The following is a 16,977-nucleotide window of genomic DNA, read 5'->3' as shown; positions in this document are numbered from 1 at the left end:
GAGGCGCAACTCGGAATCGAACCGGGGTACACGGATTTGCAATCCGCATAAGAGGGTGAGTATTCATGCGGGTTTCTGTCCTGTTTTCAGTCCGCAATTCTTGAAAATCGACCTCTGCAAAGCCCCTATCCATGCGGCCCTCTCTTTTTTTGCGGACCGGAAATCATCGGGTTGGGCTGACCTTTTTACCCAGTCGGTGCCTGACATAATGCCGCGTCATGCTCTCGCTTGCGTGGCCTAATTGGTCTTTCGCTGCGGACATGCCTTGCGTATCCTCTTTGTCCGTTCCGGCCTTGGCGCGCAGGTCTCGGAACTGGAAGTCGTCAGCCGGTATGCCGGTATCCTCCCTGACTTTCTTTAGCCACTCGGACACTGTACGTCGCTGTACGGGCCTGCCGTACTGGCTGACCACTAAGTATGTCGTGACAATCTTAAACGCGTTGCGCCGCGCCCTGATGCGCTCAATCACCTCTTTGAGCTTGCCTGTCACTTCAATGCGCAGTTTTGCGCCGGTCTTGCCCTGCTTTACGTGTAAGTATCCGTCGCGTATGTCGTGGTCCGATAGGGCTACGGTATCGCTTGGCCGCTGGCCGGTAAGATAAGCAAGGTCTAGCGCGTCCCGCAATGGCGCGGGCGCTGCCAGCCAGACCGCTTCAAACAGCGCGTCCGATACGTACACATCCCGGCCATCCTCGTCATAAGAGGAAACGCCCTGGCAAGGGTTCGGCGCGTCCGTCAAGCCAGTATCCCGAGCATAGTTGAATATGTGGCTGAATAGCGCCTTTTCCCGGTTCGCCCGCACCTGGCCCGCGTCGACATCAACCTGCCTGCCTTTTCCTGCCAGCCAGTCCCGCGACTTCCTGCATCGCCATGTTAAGAACTGGCGAATATTGATTGGCCTGATTTCAGCCAATGGTGCACCATCAAAGAACTCCAGCAAGTTCGGCAATTCTTTCAGGTTGTCTTGCTGCGTCCTGGCGGCCTTGGTGGGGATAACGTCAATGCTGTACATTTGCGCCGCGTCGTTGAAGGTGGGGCTATGCACGGGCTTGACCTGCTCAAGCTTGGCCCATTCTTGCAAGGCGACGATATAGTTTGAGCCAAGTGGCTTTTCTTTGCGTGGCTTGCCGCCAAGGTCGTAATAATAATAAATCACGCCCCTGGCCTTGGCTCTGGCCCTCATGCGCGGCGGCAGATTCGTATTCTTGTATGCTTTGCGGCCCATGACTTACCCCATTCGTAACACTTTCGGCTCCCATGCTGGTTTAGGGGCAGGGGCGTTTTTTGGCGCGGTTAACGATTCGCGTACAACCACTGGCTTACCGCGGGCGTTTGGATAAAACGCGATACCTTGCTTGCGTAGATGTTCGCACTGCAATTCTTCGCGAGTGCGTTTGTCGCGTCCCGTCGCTATGCCAGTTAGTAAGCATAACTCCTCGTCGGTTAAAAAGAACTCGGACATTATCCGTACCTCCCCAAAAAACCCCGCACCAGGCGGGGCAGATTCCAATCTTTCGCTGTAACAGACAGCATTCGCTCAATTTCGTCGGCCATAGCATTTAATGATGGTGCGGGAAGCGAACCAAATCGCCGCGGAGACGACAAGGGCGCCGGGCCAGTTGACGATGGTCAGAAATTCGATGATGTCAGTCATGCCGGCTCCTTTGCGTCAGATTTCAGGGCGCTTACGTCGCGGGCGCATTCGTCCAAGGTTGCAACAAGGCCCGGATACATATGCTCCTGTCTGGCTTCTTCTTGCGCCTCGCAAATTATTTCCACGGCGACGGATAGTCCCGCATCCCGGCCAGCGGCGTAAGCATCGCGGGCGCGCTGTTTGTCGCCATTGCCCGCTGGGTCGTAGCCTGAAAACCAAGTCGCGAATGACGACTCCCCAACACGCAAGGTCGGAGTGCTATCCTTGTAGGCGGCAGGCTGTGCGGGCTGGCCGAAGCGGGATAGCACGGATTTTGCAATGTCCAGAAATTCATCTTCGTCGCAAAACAGGAAAAACTGTTCCTCACCACCGAACGCTATCAACTCGTCATCGCTCGGCACCTTCACCGGCTCGGCGGGTTGTGGGGTGGCAAGGACGGCTCGTATCCATTTCGCTGCCGCTTTCATGGCCCATACATCACGGTTCGCACCCGGCTTGATCTTGGCGTAGCCCTCCAAGGATTCGGCTAGGCGTTCCGCTGGCCCCTGAGCGCCATCCCACCACGTCACAAGCGGCCAAGTCACCGGCTCGGCTGGCATGAAGGCGGTAGGCCATGTGGCGTGCAGGCGCTGACAGACTTCTTCCAGGGAGTATTTCTTATCGGGCCAGTTGTCGGCGATGTAGTCCGCCAGCCTGTCCAGATTTAGTTTGTCATCTTCCGGCTCGGCAGCAGTCAAGGATTCCTTTACAACTGGCTCGGCGGGTTGTGGGGCGAAAGAAGCGGCGTCAAGCGCCTCTGAATATTCCGCATAGTCATCGTCATCAAGGTTGTTGCGCAAGAATCGGTCAACCTTGTCATAGGCATCATTTATCGCCACCGGCTCACCCCGCCCCTGCCGGTCAAGGGCGATGGCGGCTTGCCAAACCTCCCAAGCTCGCATGGTGGGCACAGATATGTATGTGTCGCTATGCACATTGCGTTGCAGCATATAGTGATCGCTGGCCCACGCCTCAAACGTCTCGCGCTCTTGTTCGATTTCGTTCATGATATTTACCTCAACTGAATGGCATACACGCGAACGGGGTCAGGCCCGAAGTGCGGATGCGTGATGGTTTTTATGGCGTAGCCGCGATACGGCAGAACAAGCCTGCGGTCGGTATCGTCTTTTGGCGGATACCCGAGAGTGAGGATGATTCGCTCGAAGTGGCGGCGATCAAGGCGGCGCGTCCAGTAGGGCGTTACGAGCCGGTATTCCTCCGTCTTCGCACCCGCCTTGATCTGCTCGAAATATTCGCCCTTGAGCGGCAAAACGAGATCAGCCATTCCCTTCCCCCCCAATGCGGCGACGGGCGTTCTCCGTGGCCTCCGCGTTGTATTCATCAATGGTTTTAAGCGGGAGGGATGGGTTTTGATGCCAATATCGCTCATGGCACCAGTAGCCGAACATAGTGACGCTGTAGCGCCCAAACCCTTGATTGCTGACTACCCCCAACTCGGCAAGGCGCTTAATCCGGTCCTTGCCAACGTCATAGCCCTGACCGTCTTCGGTCGTTTCGATAAATCGGTGCAAGTCGTGCTGATCGTCTTCTTGAAGGAAGGGCGACGCGTCATTGGGCTGCTCTTGCAGTGCTGCGCGGCGGTTCCACTCGTCAACGGCATCCTGCTGATTTTTATGGAATAGCGCGCTGGCATGGCCTACACACTTCCAATTCGCGCAACTGCAACCGTATCGTCGGCTCTCGCCATCTCCCCCTGATTGCCGATCACCGGGGCCGCCACAAAACGGACAGGGCTTGAGTTCGTCAGTCTTGGTTGTCATCAGGGGCCCCATGCAGATAATTGGTAATGGCGAGGTCCATATCCTGACCCTCGGCGATGGCCTTCAGGCCGACGCTCACTACCTCAGGCGGATAGCCGTACAGATCATGGCGTTGCTCGATGGCTACGCAGGCTTGGAAATTTCCGCTGATCATGGCTTTTGAGTAAATCTCCAGGTCAGTTGGCGCGTTAGTGGTTGTCATTTCCTTGCTCCTCTTCGTATTTCCGGTACAGGCCGTCTACGTGCTTTTGACGTTTATCCAGCTTCTTGCATCGCTCGATGTGCTGTTGTAGCGCCAAGTCATACGGTCTCATTTGCCTCAGAAGCCTGAGCTTTTCCTGCGGGTTTATGCTTTCATTGAATTGACGCGCAAGCCCGTCCCGCCTACTGAAGTCAGGCTTGTTTGCGGCCCAATGATCCATCTCTTGCCGATGGTCGTGTTCTATAGTTTTAGCCGCCAATTTCCACCGAATGAATAGCAGATCGCTTTTCCTGACCCGCGCAAAAGCATTCTCTCGCACCCACTGGAGAATTTCGGTTTTTGAAAAGTCCTGAAGAATGTCGAAGCTCATACTTGCTCCTGTTGGGTGAGGGCGGCACGCGCTAGCTCGCCAAGCTCAACTAGCGTTGACGCGTGAATCATCGGCTCGCCCTCGAAAGGGCATATCTCGCCATATCGCTCATATATGGTCAGCGCATCGTCAGCGGCCTGGGCGGCCATGCGCAGCCGCGCTATCTCCGCTGCCTGGGCATCCCTCTCAGCCAGCAGGGCGCGGATGGCTTCGGGGTTGGCGGCAGCGATGTAGCGGGTGTTCTTTGCGTTGGCGCGGACGGACAGGTCGTTGCCATCGAAGCCTGGCCAGAACACAACACACGGCCTTCCGCCGGAAGCTTGCGGAGTGCTATCTACCTGCATTGTGTTGCCGCTGATGTAAGCGCTCCACGGCCCCGGCGTAGGCCCGGCATCCAGCGCCGCCCGCAGTTCTGCGTATTGGTCAATCATTTCAACTCCATAAACAAGAACGCAATCGGCCAGGACATAAACAACATCGCCGCAATAACAATGACGATGACTACCCAACTCGACTCGCTGCCTGGATGACAATTGACCGGGGAACCTTGGGCGGCCGGATTTACTACGGTTGCGTGAATTGGCCTCGGGTTATCCCTAGAGTTATTCACAGGATTAGTGGATAAGTTCATGTGGCATGCTCCAGCTCTTCAAAGTCGAAGAGGGTGGGCATTGACGCTTCGCGCTCGGCCTGTCGAAGGTAATGGACTTGATCCTTGAAATACGCCGCGCTCAGTTCAGAACCGCCGGCCTTCCGGCCGAGCTTGATGGAGCGCACTCCAACGGTGCCCAGGCCGTGAAACGGGTCATAGGTCTTTTCGCCCTTCATGCTGTAGCGCTCGATTAGGCGATCCACAATATCGAACTGAAGCGGGCAAACATGTTTTTCGACGGCCCGGCGTGATTGCTCGCCGTTCAGAGTGTGCATACGACTGACGTCGTGCCACACTTCCGGATGATGGCTGCCAGGGGCAAGACTCATGAAGTCGCTGGGCAGCGCCTTGCGAGCCTGCAACTGCTCGCCGATTTCGCGATGATGATCAAAGTCATAAATGCGCTGCAGGCTGTCTTCGGTAAAGAACTTTGCCAGTTTGCCGGGGCCCATCATGGCCATTTCTTCGGCGGTCATCAGGCGATTGCCGCTTGAGCGCCAGAATGCATGCGCGTCAATCTGCCAACGAGCTAGGCTGTACTCGGCTTTGCTTTTGACTACTGGCGTATCGGCATAACCGCGGCTGCGGTCTGACTGGGGCTTGTGGAACAACAGCACGTACTCGGGCGAACCTACGCCCATTTTCGTACCGTCCTTGCACATTTCGGTGTATCCCAGCCGGTATGTTTGGTTGTTTTCCCGTACGACGTCGGTAATGACGGTGATCATGCCCATGTAATCAAAGCCATGCTTTTGGGCGTGGAAGATCGCTTCAGCGTGGAAGGGGCTTATCGTGGGCACGCCGGCGCCGGTGACATTCCCGAAGTTAATGCGATCTTTGACATGGCAGCAGTACATGCGGCCGGGCTTGAGGATCCGTAGCAGTTCCGGCGTCAAGTAGTCCATCTGGTCCCAAAAGTGATCATTGCCCTCGGTATGGCCGAAATCGTTGTAGCTGGGCGTGTATTCGTAGTGGTTCGCAAACGGGATGCTGGTAATGATCAGGTCGACGGAGTTCTCGGGCTGCTCGCGTGCTTCCAGAACACAATCGTTGTTTGCGACCTCGAAATACTCGCCTCGAACAACTTGGCGCTCAACGCCGATGCTCCTGGCCAGCGTGTCGTGCATGGCCAGCTGATCCAAGCCATACTCGCGCACCAGAGCTGCCATGCGTTGTTGTTGCTCGTCATGGCGCCGCCACTTCTCCATCAAGGTCGCGACGACTTCTCGCTCGGCTTCCGTGTGGATGATATCCAGACGCACACGTTCAGTTTGGCCAAAGCGGAATGTTCGGTGCACCGCCTGGATGAAATCGTTGAACTTGAACCCGACGCCGGCGAATATTTCGCGGTGACAATGTCGCTGGAAGTTGCAGCCGGATCCGGCGATGATGGGTTTCGTGGATAAGATACGGTGCAGGCCGTCGCTGAAGTCGATGATTCGCTGCTCACGCTCCTCCAGGTCTTGCTGGCCCCAGACACTCACGGCTTCGGGCATCGCCTTTTGGATGGCGTGGCGCTCGTCTTCGAGGTCGTGCCAGATAATGAAATGATCATCCGGCGACTCACCCACCAGAGTTTCGACCAGCTCGACGCGAGCGGGCAGGCTATCTCGCTTCTCGCGCGCAGCGGCCGACAGACCCATGGCCATGTCCGGCACCAACAGCCCTTGGCCGTTCTTTTCAGTGCCGGCCGTTGCATAATCGCTCGGGATTTCATGCCAGCGAACGTCCAGTTCGGGCAGAATGTAGCCTTCGTCACTGTGGCCCAGGTCGCTCGGCTTGGTAATAAAGACAGCCCAACTGGCGACCCAAAGCCAGAACTCCTTCTCTTTGTGCGGGTACAGGGTGAGATTGCCTGCTTTTTCGCTGTCGCGCTGGAAGAACCTGGTCAGAGCCTGGCCGGTGTCCATGACGCCCAGATAACCGGCATAGTGGATCAGTTCCTTATAGCGGTTTGGGTCGGGCGTGGCCGTGGCAACAAATTTGAATTCCACCGGAGCGAACGCCGGCAAGAACTCCTGGTATGTCTTACTGCCGTAGCTGCGGAGTATGGCCGCCTCATCCAGGCTGGTAGCCCGAAACAAGGAAGGGGTGATTTTGCCCTCGCGGACGCTCTCGTAATTGGTCAGGTAAATGGTGCGCTCGTCGTCGATTTCGGTATCGCTACGAATGAAGCGCAGGTCGACGGCGAAATCGTTGTGGAATCGCTCCCTGACTTCGCGAAAGAACTCTTGACGCACTCCGAGCGGCAGCACCTGTAGCCGTAGGCCGGGTCGGTGTGCGCCGATGATGCGTAAGGCTTCGAGCTGCGTGGCGGTCTTGTGAAGGCCAAAGCTTGCAAACACCGCCCGATTACCGCCCTTGACCATCCAGCGCACGATATCGCGAGTGTGTGGCTTGAGGGCTGGATTGACTTCTTCCATCGGTACATCAAAGCCGTTGAATGTGGCTAAATTGATCTTGTCGCGTAGAAAATCCTCGTACGGCTTCATAGTTTTTCCCTCACATAGCGGCTGTGGATCGACGCGACAGAATCGCGAGTTAGGCCCAGTTCCTTGGCAATGTCGGCATTCAACATGCCCTCTGCCTTCAGCTTCGCAATGGGCGGGCCCCATTTCAAGACATAGCCAGACGGGCCGGCTTTAGGCTCGGGTTCTGGGGCAGGCGGCAGAAGTGCAACGTGTAGATGTTGGCCGACGATGTGGGCGATGGCGTTCATGCTTCTTGCTCCTGCTCATTGCCAGCCATTACCCGCTTGCCCGGCTTGATCTGATTTATTTTCCCAATGAGAGTGCCGCCAGCCGATCCGTCTTTGCGCACAAACGGGTCGACGTATGGATCGTCAATCACGCAATACACATCCTTGCCTTTCTTGAGGGAATCGATGAGCCTTTCAGCCCTAGGGCCCCATAGCTCGGCTTCGACGAATTGCGTGGGACGGCAGCCATCCGGACCTTTGGCACCATAGTCGTAGGCCAATACCAACGTGGTGACTGGCATGCGGTTTGGCGTATAGCGCAGGACGGCATCTTTACAAATGCGGAAGTTGTCGATAAGGGAAGCCATTACGCGGCCTCCTTTTGCAACTGAGATTCGTCGTACCTCTGGATTCCCCAGGCCAAGGCGTAGCAGCACCAGGTGAACCTATTGGTGTAGCGTTGGAAGCCGTGCTCAAAGAGGTCTTCAAACCGCCAATGCGGGCGCGTAGAAACTCCGTAACCTGGTTGCCAGCAGAAGTCATAGGCAGCATAGATTGCCCGATCACCGCCATTGTCCAGCTCACCCAGGACATCGCGATCCACGGCCTCCCACAGTTCCCGCCGCTCGGCAACTGATAGCTGGCTGCGCGACTTGGCTTCCCGTACCCAGTTAACCCGGTACTCTTGGACGACCTCGCGAAATCGGTCTTCATCAAACTCCATGGCGCTGCCACCCGTTCGATGACCATCAACGGCTTCCAGCTTCTCCGCCCAATATGAGAGGTTGATGCCAAGCTGGCGCCCATGCCGTTGCGCGTACTCTCGATCTGTGCGGAAGAACTGGAACATATCCGCCAGCCGCGTAAACACATAGGTGCCCATATCCCCGCAGTAGCATAGGTAGCCGGGCCATGTGATCAGGTCAAAGTGCTGCATCATCGTCCCTGGCTCACGAAATCGAATGTGCCGGTACAGGCCGTCGTCCTTGATTACTTCCATAACATGGCTGTCCACGTCTTTAAGGAATCGTTGCTCGGTCGTCATGGTGCCTCTCAAATATCCGCAAGAGTGGAAACTTCACCGGGCTTAGGAAACCAAGCCGGTAGGCCGTCGAAACTGTCTCGCAGCTTCATGATTCCGCCGAAGCATTCAAGATCGCCCAGGCCGCCGAGAACGAACGTCAGCGGGCTATCGCTGTCTCTGGTGAAGAATCGGATGGAGTCGCCGAAGGTCTTGCCTATAGATAGGGCGTCATTTAGATATCGTGGGTTGACCGCGCCCGAGATCCCTTCCTTGTACCCAATGGTGCTGGCGACCCGTTCAATGCGCGGGAAGTCGCCCTCGACGAGGGCATTTCCCGGCTGGATAAAGAGGGGCTGGGCCGCCTCGCCAGATATCGTTGCGCTGCCGTTCGACATGACGTCGAGCGTGTGCTTGGCATTAGCGGCGTGCTTGAGTGCCGCCTTGTCCAGCGCGACAATGCACTCCTCCTCGGCAAAGCCATTCGGATCGCGCACGACGATGTACCGATGACCATTGGTGGCTACCAACATCACGGAATCATCTTCGAGTGGCCGGATGTTGATGCCATTCAGGTAGTACCGGATGTCATTCTGAGCGGCAAAGGGGTAGACCAGCTTCACAGCGATCGCATTGATGCGGACGATCAGGTGCGCGGCTTCAGGCGCTTCCGCAAATCCGTCAATGGCCGCTTGCTCCTGTTTCGTGTTGCTATTCATGGGCGTCCTCGCTGGCGACGATGGTCGCTTGGTACAACTCCGTCACGTTCTCGTACGGGAACAGATCCGGGCTGCGCTTTATGAACTTGCCGAAATGCGAACCTTTGGACTCGGCAGCCTGGAACGCCGCGAACTGCTCGTCCGTGAAATTGGCGTAGTGGTAGACGCTGCAAACGCCCTTGCGATTCTCGGGAAACCGGATTGCAAGTGTGTTGGTTTCTGGATGGTGGCCGATAGCAGCGATCTGCGAGGATTCAACCGAATCCATGGCGATGATTGGGCGGGGGGCGATGTTCTTATCCATGTTTCTCTCCGTGGTGGTGGGTACTAAATCTGGTGCCGCAGGCGGGAATCGAACCTAATGGGTATCCCCATCGCGCCTTCAGATTAAGAATCTGGTGCTCTCCATGAGCTACTGCGGATTTGATAAATGTCGCGACTGGTTTATTGGACGCAGCCGCTCCTTGTGGGAAATCGTTATGCAACCTCCAACTGTTGCTGGCGGACTGAGTTGATATGGCCGATGAGGGCCACACAGATCCGGTCAAAGTCGGATTCGTGGAAAAGGACGGAGGATCTCTCGCGCCCGGCCGGTTCGAATCCAATGGATTGCAGGAAATCGGCGGTCACGGCAAAGCCCAGGCGATCAGCGATGTGGCCAAGCCGCAAGGTCGGCGCCGTGGTCGGCAGGGTGGATTGGCGCCCGGTGTAGCCAATTGGAGTACTGCGAGGGCGCATTTCGGACGAGGCGGCTTGCTCAGCCGGCACAATGGGGGCGGCCTGGACGGGCTCCTGCTCTGCGGCCACAACGGCCCGGGCCTTTTCCTCTTCCTGCTTTTGAATCTCGACCCGTTGCGCTTCCAATTTTTCCGCCTCAGCCTTTTTGTGTTCGGCAATGCGCGTCGTGACGACTAGTTGGAAATCCTCGTCGGCCTTGGCGACCAGCTGCTGCATATCCATGAACAAAAATCCATAGCCATCGGCGTTTTCCTTGCACCAGGCCAACTTCGAACGAATGCCCTTAGCGACCGCATCGGCGGCGATTTTGGCGTTCGCCAGCTCGGTATTGATAGCGTCGTGCAGGCTGGCCAGCGTCCGCTTGTTCTTGGCGGCGCCGGCGAAATCGGGCTGGGCGCACACAATGCGGATCGGCTTAACTTCAAGATCCAAAGATTCGATGTGCTTGGCGTAAGCATCCCGCGCCGCGATCATCGCGTTTTCCTTGATGGTCGTCTTCTTCGTGGCGACGAGCTTTGTGAGTGTCAGCCGTTTGGTGCGCAATTCGGCCTGAATGAAGTCGATAGTCTTCATCAGCTCGTCAATACTGGCTGTCTGGCCCAGTGCCGCCGACTTCGTCAACTCAAGATTTTTTTCCGCAGACTCGCAGAATTTGACCGTGGCTTCAGCGTTCGAGAAGTCCTCGTCCGTTTCGAGATCAGTCTTGATTGTTTCAATGAACTTGATGGCGGCATCTTTGAATGCCGGCAGATTGCTTACAACCACTTCACCGCGAATCTGGACAGCCAATGCAGGCAACTGCATGATGGTGTCGGCAACGGGCTTTTCGGCGTACTCAACAGGGGCGTATTCCGTAAGGTCGGAGGAAAACTGCGCCCAGCCGGCGCGGATCTTGTCGGCAAGGACCGGGTTCGCGGTGTACCAGCAATGCCGCTCTTCGACCAGTTCGTCCCCATCCCACTTGGACGCCATGAACAATATCCGCTGCGCGGCAGATACCATACACTGTTGCTCCATCTGGATCTGATAGTGCATAGGCAGGTCAGCGCCAGTGCAATCGGGCGTCATGACGGAGCGCAGTTCATCGTTGAGGCTCTTATGCTCAAAGCCTGTTGATTCGTCCATGGTCAGCCCATCGAACGAAGCCGAGAGCTTGCCGTCGGAGCCAACGACTGGGTACAGATCGTCGTCGATTATTTCCTCGCCCAGCGGGCGGGCCAGAGCTTCGTAGCGGTGCCCATCGTCAAACCGACGCTGTGTCGCGGCAGTCACTTCGGGGCTGACGCCGGTATGCAGCTCGTGCAATAGTTCGGACCGGGTCTTATAGGGAGACTCCCCCATCATGGCCGGAGCGTCTGAAGCATTGAAGTGGTTGCGCCTGTGCTGATGCCAATCAACACTTCCCTGCAAGCAATTTACGATTTCCATGCGATTTCCTTGATGATTTTTCTGGTTTGCTCGCGCCCAAGGCCGAACGTCTTTCCAAGCGCGGTCATGGTCTGGCGAGGATTGGCGGCGTGCGCTTCACGGATCGATGCAGCAATGTCCATCGTGATCTTCGCGTTGTTGTTCATTTCGCCGCTGCCGTGCAACTTGACTATGTTCTGTCGAGCGATAGTGCGCGCCCTCTCTGGATCATGTCTCGTCCAGTGATCGGATCCGGCGGGAGCTTTTGCGCGACCTTTGCGCACCATGTCGGTCATGTTTTCCTGATGCGTCCCAATCGATAAATGGTCAGGGTTCACGCACAACCCGATATCGCATGAGTGCAGCAATTCCATACCCGGCGGAATAGAGTGGCCCGCCATTTCGTAAAGGGCTCGATGCGCGCGGACGATTCGCCCATTAAGATAAAGGTGCCCGTATCGGTTCCCAGAAGCCATCCATATCCAACATCCAGAAAAAGGGATGCGGGCGATTTTCTTTTCAATTCGATCGGGCAGGTGGATTTGCACGTTATTCCCCTTTGGTTTCAACGACTGCCCAAGAAGCGATTTCCATCTTCTGGTCTTCGGTCAGCAGTTCTTTGGATTCAATAGTGGCGATCAGGTCGTTGACCGACTTTTTCCCGCCTTCGATGGCCGCCTTCCAGCCGGCCTTCTTCTTATCGAAGGACTCCTGGGAGCATGCTTTCGGCTTGGCGGCGTCGGCGGCAGGGGTCTTCGACTGCTCGGCCTGGTTCTGCATAACAGTTTGCCAAGTGGCCTCGCCATCTCGAATGGCGCCATAGATGCCGCGCAGGCTTACCAGTTGCGCCGGAGAGCATTTGCCTAGGTCGTGCCCTAGATACCCGGTTAGGTCGGTTGCGGTGACATTGATTTCCGCGAACGCATCGACGATCTTCTTGCGCTCGGCGTCGGGATCCTGCGCGGCCTTGTCTAGACGGATGTGTTTGATAATGTCCTCGGCTTCGTCGCACAGGTCGCCCGGGATGATCCGCAAGCCGAGCGTTCGGATGGCTTTGGAAATCAAAGCGCCACGCTTATTCAGAATGTCGTCGTCGGTGCCTTCGACGGTGTACGAATCCTTCCCGTAGCTGTTCTTGCGCACGCTGATGTACGAACCGTCGCTATTCGGCTTGGAGCGCTCCACGGTCTTGGAAACGCGAACATCGAGCGGGTAGGTGATATTGGCCTCCAGATCGGTGACCGAGACTCGATGCACTTCCTTGAGATTGTCCTCAAAGATCATCGTGGTTTCGATCAGCACGTTTTTCATGCAGCGCAACGCTACTTCGACAAACCGAATGCCCAAGCCTTCGACGCCGGCGCCGATGGGTTTGGTGTAATAGGCGCTCTTGTTGTGGGCGAAGCTCGGGCGGCGGCATTCTTTGATCAGATCGGCGCGCACCTGGTCCCAACTGCGTGGGTTGCGCATCGCCATGATGTAGCGAGACTCGACCATTGCCTTGGATTGAGCCGCTATAGCAGTAGAGGCGGTTTCTTGCATGGCGAAGGTTTGCGTGTTTTCGCTGAATCCTTGGCTGACGGCCAGTGCATTTTGATTTTCAGACATTGTTTTCTCCTATGGCGTTTTCTCGCAGCCGTATTTTTTCCATGGCGCTCAAATGACCAGCGGCTGCGTTGCAAAGCTGGTGAGCCAGGACTAGATTGCTAATGTGGTTGGGGCCGGCATGGGCGACAGGCACTAAATGTTCGATGCTTCGGTCGCCATCAGTCATTGACCAGCGGCAGTAGAAACACAGGTTGCCGTCTCGCTCCAGCAGAGTCTTTGTGAGCGGAGATAGCTTTTTGCGGCGCTGCTTGGTACCTGCTTGCCAAGATCCGTTGCTGACAAACGCATTCCAGGCCGACTGCGCTGCGCCTGTAAACTTCGTATCGCCTTTCGCGTTGCAATAGATAATCGATACACCAGCGGAGCAGTCGAAGCGGATCAACTCCCATTCGCTGGTAGGCAAAAGCACCTGCGCGCCGCGAGAACAAAGAAACTCTCGGAACTTGATTTGCTTTTTAGTGATCGTGGACTTGCTGACCATGATCAAAACCCCACCGCCGCGCCGATATACATCACGGCCCCGGCAATGACCATCACAACAGCGGTACCGGCGATGACAGGCAGCCATCCGCCCGGAGGCGTCGAGCTATTCGGAGCCCAATGGCCCTGGCCGTCGTATTTGCTGACGCGAGGTGTTTTGCCGGTGAAGTTGGAGTGGCCGTAGTTGACGCCACCCGGCCAGTTATTTGATTGGCTCATGCCGCATCCTTAAATTTGGTCGCAACAACGCCGTCGCAGATCAATGCAAATGCGACAACTGCGTAAACGAGGGAGAAGGTGAGGACGGACATTAGTAGCCCTCCTGAACCAGATAGACGCGTTCGGCCTGGGCGGCCATCAGTTCGGCGTGAGCCTTGATGAATGGAGCGATGCGCGTGCCGAGGAACTGGTCGCATAGTGTGCGCAGGAAGGCGCTATCTGGAGACAGGGCCAGGCCCGCAAAAATACGCAGGTCGGCTGATTCTTCGTTTTCGGTCAGAACGTCCCAAAGATCGCCGGCGTCGTAATTGACATAGCGGCCCTGCGAATCAACGCTCTGCAGATGCCCTTGACCTGTGACCAGAATCTGGCGCACCAACACAATGGCGTTCCGCGTTTCGGCATTGAGGGTCTGCTTGTAGATCGATTCAGCCGAGGTATGAATGCCGTGCGGCAATTCGGGTGGTGTGATCGGTGGCTCTGGCTGCCGGTGCTGTATGTGTCCCATCTGGGTGCTCTCCATCTCGTACGTTGACGCTGTTAAGCGTGTTTGTGATGCGTGTTTGTGATGCGATGGACGAATCTTAGCTTAAAGCTAATGCGCGCAGCAAGCATTATCTTAGCTTTTGGCTAAATAAATTGTAACGGTGGAATCTGCCACTGCGGAAAGGGCGAAAAAAAGCCCGCGAGTGCGGGCATTTAAATTGATTGATGGCTATGTTGGCCTGCGGCGGGCGCAAGTGCTGGCAAGGGCGCATCGAGCATCAAGCGCTAGGTCGTAGGCGAGCGTCGCTAGGCTACCTTGGGCCGGGGCAACTAGACTTCCGAAAGTTCTGCATCCATCGCTGCTTGTTAGCAACAGGAGAGCCTCCAGTTGCTCCAATTTGGCAATACCTGCCTCGTAGTTATTTGTTTCGATGCTAATAACGCTACACACAATATTCACCTCTATTCAGGGTTTTAAGTTGTATTGGCCTCTCCGGTGCTTTGGCTTGGCATCTGACCGCTTATTGGTACGGTCAACCAAGTAGATCACCGTTGCAAGGATTCGCAAGCGTCGAATAAAGGTCAATACATGCAGTTTGCATGTATATTGCATGCAGTTATGAAAGATATGCTGCGCCACATGACAAAAGAAACTCAAAAAGACGCGCAGCAACAAACCCGGGGCACCCTTGAGAAAATAGATGTCCGCCTGCCGAGTGAAACAAAGAGTCGCCTTGAGGCAATAGCCAAGCGGGAGCAGCGATCCGGCAATAAGCAGGCCGTTTATTACATTGAGAGCGGCGTGAACGGGATAGACCTTGAGGCGCTGGCGCGAAAGATCGACCGAATCGAAGCGATGCTTACGGAGGCATTGCGGCGCCTGGACGAAAAGTAGGCAAAAGAAAACCCGCCGGGGCGGGTTGGAGGGTTTGCGCTAGTGCGCCGTGCGGTGTATCGCTAGACGCTCTAATTGCGAGTACAGCATCGCCTTTGCGAGTGAGCCGATAATTTGACGTTCAGCTTCCGCTCTTTCGGGCTCATCCGCATCAAAGATAACAATACGAATTTCTCGACCATTAAGGTAGGGCGAGTTCTTGATATCGCCGGCTTTCCGCATTACCGCCCCAGTCGCCGTGTGATTCGGAACGATAATGTCGATGTATTCGCCGTCAATGAGGTAGTTAAAAGAATATTTGTTTTTCGATTGCCCTTTGATTTTTGGCGACTTCTCGATTGCGCACCCTGGCTTCCATTGGCGCAATAGTATCTCCGCCTCTTCGACGATATTCCGGTTTCTTTCGCTCAAAGCAAGATGCTCGTGCTCCCATTCCGCAATGGAGAGCATTGCGGAAATTCCTGAAGCTAGCATGTGCGCCGACTGAGCTTTGGGGAAAACGGCTCGTACGTCTAGACCGTCGCCCATGAAAAAATTGTGCGCCGCTAGTTTTTCCTTGAGGTGCGCCATCCGGTTGCCCGACACATTAATGCCGACAGAAGAAAGATGGCTCAGCATGTCGCCGTTGTCGCTGAGAAGTACATGGTCACCATGCTCCAGCGCATAAAAAACTATGGCAGTTCCATCGGCATACGAGAATGGAGTCCCGATCTCAATTCCGGCCTCTCCATTGATGCCCCTAACCGGCACGCAGTTGAATGCGGCCGCATCTTTAAGCCAATCGCAGTTCATAATGGTGAGTTAAAAGCGCCAGTAAATTGCAAATTAATGCGTTCGCAGAAGAAGTTAAATGCTACATCCAAATTGCCGCATTGAACACCTTTTTCATTTACCGCATAAACGGCATCCCCGATATGTTCATGCGGCCCAAGAATTGGGCCTAGCAGCGCGTTATGGGAAACCTTATCAAACGGAGTCACGTTCAATTGATATGCGCGCCTGCTTGCCCCATTATGCAGTTTGAATAGGCCGAACTCGTAAAGACAGCGCTCAACGACGATTGGTTTTTTAATCTCTAATCGCACGGTCACTCCTGCGCTGTATGCGCCCGTCTCATCCTCGACCTGGAAGCTTGCAATCAGAAGCCCCTTGTGATTATTCCTCTCCGCCCACGAAAGAGAGAGATTGGCAAATTTTGCCGTCCGCATTAGCTCTGAAGCCATCGTCTCCGGCAGGTCATTAATCATCTTCTTTACCACGAACCCTCCGGAGCAAACGTTCGGACATCAATCTAAACTTTCGTTACACGCCAGCAAAGCCGCTTCCATACTGACAGGACCACTTTTAATCGGGGATGAATTGACCGATAACAACGCCGCAAATTGTCGCGCTGCTGTTGATCTCTATTAGCTTGGGGCCGGGCCAATCTGGGTTTAAGGCGCGCAGGAACTTGGTGTCACCCTCGACCACCAATTGCTTGAATGTGGCTTCTGCTTCGTTGTCCATGCGCACCACCACATTACTGCCGTGATCGGCCTGCTTGCTCGGGTCTACGAAAATAATACTTCCATCCCTATACCGAGGCTCCATGCTTACGCCCCGCACTCGTAATGCGTAAGCGTTAGGCCCATGAGCGCGCGGTATTGGTAACCATTCTTCCGCATCGCCTGGCGAAAAATTGTCGACAACGCCGCACCAATCTCCCGCCTTGACCCAGGATATTAGAGGCACGGGCGCGTGCATGGCGGGGCCTGCTCCGGTGTTCGCGCCAAAAGGGGAGGCGGCGGCACGATGGTCTGTGTCCAACCAGCCCGCCGGCTTCCCTGCTTTTCTCTCAATCTCACGGCATGTTGACGAGCGCATTCCCCGGGGCTTTCCCGTTCCCGAATTTATTGATCCGTTGAGCCACTGACTGACTTGGGAAGTGTCTTTGCCAATGTGCTCGGAAAGCTTTCCCACCCCTCCGAATTCTTCAGAGAGGGCAGCAAGGTTGTGTCGGCGTAATTCA

The 16,977-nt window shown here is 55.7% G+C and carries 25 protein-coding genes; 2 read left to right on the top strand and 23 right to left on the bottom strand.

The annotated features are described in order from the left end of the window. Positions 1-163 precede the first annotated feature (163 nt). From DFR37_RS11095 to DFR37_RS11080, 4 genes are all read right to left on the bottom strand, one after another. Positions 164-1,225: a tyrosine-type recombinase/integrase gene (locus DFR37_RS11095; protein WP_113933301.1), complete on the bottom strand. Its 1,062-nt coding sequence runs from the start codon at positions 1,223-1,225 to the stop codon at positions 164-166. Between the two features lie 3 nt (positions 1,226-1,228). Then, a complete protein-coding gene (locus DFR37_RS23555; RefSeq protein WP_113933300.1) occupies positions 1,229-1,462 on the bottom strand; it encodes a DUF4224 domain-containing protein in 234 nt (77 codons plus the stop codon). Between the two features lie 188 nt (positions 1,463-1,650). Continuing rightward, on the bottom strand, positions 1,651-2,700 hold the full coding sequence (locus DFR37_RS11085) for a phiTE_015 family protein (RefSeq protein WP_113933299.1): 1,050 nt from the start codon (positions 2,698-2,700) through the stop codon (positions 1,651-1,653). Between the two features lie 5 nt (positions 2,701-2,705). Next, positions 2,706-2,978, bottom strand: a complete 273-nt coding sequence (locus DFR37_RS11080; protein WP_113933298.1) for an ASCH domain-containing protein — start codon at positions 2,976-2,978, stop codon at positions 2,706-2,708. 103 nt (positions 2,979-3,081) lie between these two features. On the opposite strand from DFR37_RS11080, the gene DFR37_RS23285 reads away from it, so the two are divergent. After that, positions 3,082-3,336: a hypothetical protein gene (locus DFR37_RS23285; protein ID WP_242341821.1), complete on the top strand. Its 255-nt coding sequence runs from the start codon at positions 3,082-3,084 to the stop codon at positions 3,334-3,336. A 121-nt stretch (positions 3,337-3,457) separates the two neighbouring features. On the opposite strand, the gene DFR37_RS22830 is transcribed toward DFR37_RS23285, so the two are convergent. From DFR37_RS22830 to DFR37_RS11000, 16 genes are all read right to left on the bottom strand, one after another. Continuing rightward, entirely contained in the window at positions 3,458-3,676 is a 219-nt protein-coding gene (locus DFR37_RS22830; protein WP_147251617.1) for a hypothetical protein, read from the bottom strand. Beyond that, a complete protein-coding gene (locus tag DFR37_RS11070; RefSeq protein ID WP_113933296.1) occupies positions 3,663-4,046 on the bottom strand; it encodes a hypothetical protein in 384 nt (127 codons plus the stop codon). Before DFR37_RS11070 ends, DFR37_RS22830 begins: the two co-directional genes overlap by 14 nt. Then, positions 4,043-4,477 carry an ead/Ea22-like family protein gene (locus DFR37_RS11065; protein WP_113933295.1) on the bottom strand — a complete coding sequence of 145 codons (435 nt, stop codon included), beginning with the start codon at positions 4,475-4,477 and terminating at the stop codon, positions 4,043-4,045. The genes DFR37_RS11070 and DFR37_RS11065 overlap by 4 nt, the downstream gene beginning before the upstream one ends. Continuing rightward, positions 4,474-4,677, bottom strand: a complete 204-nt coding sequence (locus DFR37_RS11060; RefSeq protein ID WP_113933294.1) for a hypothetical protein — start codon at positions 4,675-4,677, stop codon at positions 4,474-4,476. Before DFR37_RS11060 ends, DFR37_RS11065 begins: the two co-directional genes overlap by 4 nt. Further along, on the bottom strand, positions 4,674-7,190 hold the full coding sequence (locus DFR37_RS11055; protein ID WP_113933293.1) for a DNA methyltransferase: 2,517 nt from the start codon (positions 7,188-7,190) through the stop codon (positions 4,674-4,676). The genes DFR37_RS11060 and DFR37_RS11055 overlap by 4 nt, the downstream gene beginning before the upstream one ends. Next, on the bottom strand, positions 7,187-7,417 hold the full coding sequence (locus tag DFR37_RS11050; RefSeq protein WP_113933292.1) for a helix-turn-helix domain-containing protein: 231 nt from the start codon (positions 7,415-7,417) through the stop codon (positions 7,187-7,189). Before DFR37_RS11050 ends, DFR37_RS11055 begins: the two co-directional genes overlap by 4 nt. Further along, positions 7,414-7,764 carry a single-stranded DNA-binding protein gene (locus tag DFR37_RS11045; RefSeq protein WP_113933291.1) on the bottom strand — a complete coding sequence of 117 codons (351 nt, stop codon included), beginning with the start codon at positions 7,762-7,764 and terminating at the stop codon, positions 7,414-7,416. Before DFR37_RS11045 ends, DFR37_RS11050 begins: the two co-directional genes overlap by 4 nt. After that, on the bottom strand, positions 7,764-8,441 hold the full coding sequence (locus DFR37_RS11040; protein ID WP_113933290.1) for a hypothetical protein: 678 nt from the start codon (positions 8,439-8,441) through the stop codon (positions 7,764-7,766). The genes DFR37_RS11045 and DFR37_RS11040 overlap by 1 nt, the downstream gene beginning before the upstream one ends. A gap of 8 nt (positions 8,442-8,449) precedes the next feature. After that, positions 8,450-9,136: a hypothetical protein gene (locus DFR37_RS11035; RefSeq protein WP_113933289.1), complete on the bottom strand. Its 687-nt coding sequence runs from the start codon at positions 9,134-9,136 to the stop codon at positions 8,450-8,452. Beyond that, the gene (locus tag DFR37_RS11030; protein ID WP_113933288.1) at positions 9,129-9,440 is read right to left on the bottom strand and encodes a KTSC domain-containing protein; all 312 of its coding nucleotides are present in this window, start codon (positions 9,438-9,440) and stop codon (positions 9,129-9,131) included. Before DFR37_RS11030 ends, DFR37_RS11035 begins: the two co-directional genes overlap by 8 nt. Positions 9,441-9,613: 173 nt before the next feature. Further along, entirely contained in the window at positions 9,614-11,302 is a 1,689-nt protein-coding gene (locus DFR37_RS11025; protein WP_113933287.1) for a YqaJ viral recombinase family protein, read from the bottom strand. Continuing rightward, entirely contained in the window at positions 11,290-11,829 is a 540-nt protein-coding gene (locus DFR37_RS11020; protein WP_113933286.1) for an HNH endonuclease signature motif containing protein, read from the bottom strand. The genes DFR37_RS11025 and DFR37_RS11020 overlap by 13 nt, the downstream gene beginning before the upstream one ends. Before the next feature lies 1 nt (position 11,830). Further along, positions 11,831-12,889, bottom strand: a complete 1,059-nt coding sequence (locus tag DFR37_RS11015; RefSeq protein ID WP_242341822.1) for a hypothetical protein — start codon at positions 12,887-12,889, stop codon at positions 11,831-11,833. After that, entirely contained in the window at positions 12,882-13,370 is a 489-nt protein-coding gene (locus tag DFR37_RS11010) for an HNH endonuclease (RefSeq protein ID WP_113933285.1), read from the bottom strand. Before DFR37_RS11010 ends, DFR37_RS11015 begins: the two co-directional genes overlap by 8 nt. A 2-nt stretch (positions 13,371-13,372) precedes the next feature. After that, a complete protein-coding gene (locus tag DFR37_RS11005; RefSeq protein WP_113933284.1) occupies positions 13,373-13,588 on the bottom strand; it encodes a hypothetical protein in 216 nt (71 codons plus the stop codon). 91 nt (positions 13,589-13,679) lie between these two features. Continuing rightward, positions 13,680-14,096 carry a hypothetical protein gene (locus DFR37_RS11000; RefSeq protein ID WP_113933283.1) on the bottom strand — a complete coding sequence of 139 codons (417 nt, stop codon included), beginning with the start codon at positions 14,094-14,096 and terminating at the stop codon, positions 13,680-13,682. A 597-nt stretch (positions 14,097-14,693) separates the two neighbouring features. Between DFR37_RS11000 and DFR37_RS10995 the strand changes: the two genes are divergently transcribed. After that, positions 14,694-14,969, top strand: a complete 276-nt coding sequence (locus DFR37_RS10995; protein ID WP_147251616.1) for a hypothetical protein — start codon at positions 14,694-14,696, stop codon at positions 14,967-14,969. A gap of 39 nt (positions 14,970-15,008) precedes the next feature. On the opposite strand, the gene DFR37_RS10990 is transcribed toward DFR37_RS10995, so the two are convergent. The 3 genes from DFR37_RS10990 to DFR37_RS23145 form a co-directional block, all read right to left on the bottom strand. Then, positions 15,009-15,761 carry a DUF1828 domain-containing protein gene (locus DFR37_RS10990; RefSeq protein ID WP_113933281.1) on the bottom strand — a complete coding sequence of 251 codons (753 nt, stop codon included), beginning with the start codon at positions 15,759-15,761 and terminating at the stop codon, positions 15,009-15,011. After that, positions 15,758-16,216: a hypothetical protein gene (locus DFR37_RS10985; RefSeq protein WP_147251615.1), complete on the bottom strand. Its 459-nt coding sequence runs from the start codon at positions 16,214-16,216 to the stop codon at positions 15,758-15,760. The genes DFR37_RS10990 and DFR37_RS10985 overlap by 4 nt, the downstream gene beginning before the upstream one ends. Before the next feature lie 97 nt (positions 16,217-16,313). Continuing rightward, positions 16,314-16,712 carry a LexA family protein gene (locus DFR37_RS23145; protein ID WP_211317246.1) on the bottom strand — a complete coding sequence of 133 codons (399 nt, stop codon included), beginning with the start codon at positions 16,710-16,712 and terminating at the stop codon, positions 16,314-16,316. Positions 16,713-16,977 lie beyond the last annotated feature (265 nt).

It is taken from the genome of Eoetvoesiella caeni (assembly GCF_003315175.1).
GTDB classification, from domain to species: Bacteria; Pseudomonadota; Gammaproteobacteria; order Burkholderiales; family Burkholderiaceae_B; genus Eoetvoesia; species Eoetvoesia caeni.
The sequence above is the reverse complement of the archived record's forward strand: the minus strand, read 5'-3'. Positions and strand labels throughout refer to the sequence as shown.

Bases quoted from the DNA above. Each gene is read 5' to 3' on its own strand.
- DFR37_RS11095 (WP_113933301.1), bottom strand. From the start codon at position 1,225: ATGGGCCGCAAAGCATACAAGAATACGAATCTGCCGCCGCGCATGAGG.
- DFR37_RS23555 (WP_113933300.1), bottom strand. From the start codon at position 1,462: ATGTCCGAGTTCTTTTTAACCGACGAGGAGTTATGCTTACTAACTGGC.
- DFR37_RS11085 (WP_113933299.1), bottom strand. From the start codon at position 2,700: ATGAACGAAATCGAACAAGAGCGCGAGACGTTTGAGGCGTGGGCCAGC.
- DFR37_RS11080 (WP_113933298.1), bottom strand. From the start codon at position 2,978: ATGGCTGATCTCGTTTTGCCGCTCAAGGGCGAATATTTCGAGCAGATC.
- DFR37_RS23285 (WP_242341821.1), top strand. From the start codon at position 3,082: ATGGCACCAGTAGCCGAACATAGTGACGCTGTAGCGCCCAAACCCTTG.
- DFR37_RS22830 (WP_147251617.1), bottom strand. From the start codon at position 3,676: ATGACAACCACTAACGCGCCAACTGACCTGGAGATTTACTCAAAAGCC.
- DFR37_RS11070 (WP_113933296.1), bottom strand. From the start codon at position 4,046: ATGAGCTTCGACATTCTTCAGGACTTTTCAAAAACCGAAATTCTCCAG.
- DFR37_RS11065 (WP_113933295.1), bottom strand. From the start codon at position 4,477: ATGATTGACCAATACGCAGAACTGCGGGCGGCGCTGGATGCCGGGCCT.
- DFR37_RS11060 (WP_113933294.1), bottom strand. From the start codon at position 4,677: ATGAACTTATCCACTAATCCTGTGAATAACTCTAGGGATAACCCGAGG.
- DFR37_RS11055 (WP_113933293.1), bottom strand. From the start codon at position 7,190: ATGAAGCCGTACGAGGATTTTCTACGCGACAAGATCAATTTAGCCACA.
- DFR37_RS11050 (WP_113933292.1), bottom strand. From the start codon at position 7,417: ATGAACGCCATCGCCCACATCGTCGGCCAACATCTACACGTTGCACTT.
- DFR37_RS11045 (WP_113933291.1), bottom strand. From the start codon at position 7,764: ATGGCTTCCCTTATCGACAACTTCCGCATTTGTAAAGATGCCGTCCTG.
- DFR37_RS11040 (WP_113933290.1), bottom strand. From the start codon at position 8,441: ATGACGACCGAGCAACGATTCCTTAAAGACGTGGACAGCCATGTTATG.
- DFR37_RS11035 (WP_113933289.1), bottom strand. From the start codon at position 9,136: ATGAATAGCAACACGAAACAGGAGCAAGCGGCCATTGACGGATTTGCG.
- DFR37_RS11030 (WP_113933288.1), bottom strand. From the start codon at position 9,440: ATGGATAAGAACATCGCCCCCCGCCCAATCATCGCCATGGATTCGGTT.
- DFR37_RS11025 (WP_113933287.1), bottom strand. From the start codon at position 11,302: ATGGAAATCGTAAATTGCTTGCAGGGAAGTGTTGATTGGCATCAGCAC.
- DFR37_RS11015 (WP_242341822.1), bottom strand. From the start codon at position 12,889: ATGTCTGAAAATCAAAATGCACTGGCCGTCAGCCAAGGATTCAGCGAA.
- DFR37_RS11010 (WP_113933285.1), bottom strand. From the start codon at position 13,370: ATGGTCAGCAAGTCCACGATCACTAAAAAGCAAATCAAGTTCCGAGAG.
- DFR37_RS11005 (WP_113933284.1), bottom strand. From the start codon at position 13,588: ATGAGCCAATCAAATAACTGGCCGGGTGGCGTCAACTACGGCCACTCC.
- DFR37_RS11000 (WP_113933283.1), bottom strand. From the start codon at position 14,096: ATGGGACACATACAGCACCGGCAGCCAGAGCCACCGATCACACCACCC.
- DFR37_RS10995 (WP_147251616.1), top strand. From the start codon at position 14,694: ATGAAAGATATGCTGCGCCACATGACAAAAGAAACTCAAAAAGACGCG.
- DFR37_RS10990 (WP_113933281.1), bottom strand. From the start codon at position 15,761: ATGAACTGCGATTGGCTTAAAGATGCGGCCGCATTCAACTGCGTGCCG.
- DFR37_RS10985 (WP_147251615.1), bottom strand. From the start codon at position 16,216: ATGATTAATGACCTGCCGGAGACGATGGCTTCAGAGCTAATGCGGACG.
- DFR37_RS23145 (WP_211317246.1), bottom strand. From the start codon at position 16,712: ATGCACGCGCCCGTGCCTCTAATATCCTGGGTCAAGGCGGGAGATTGG.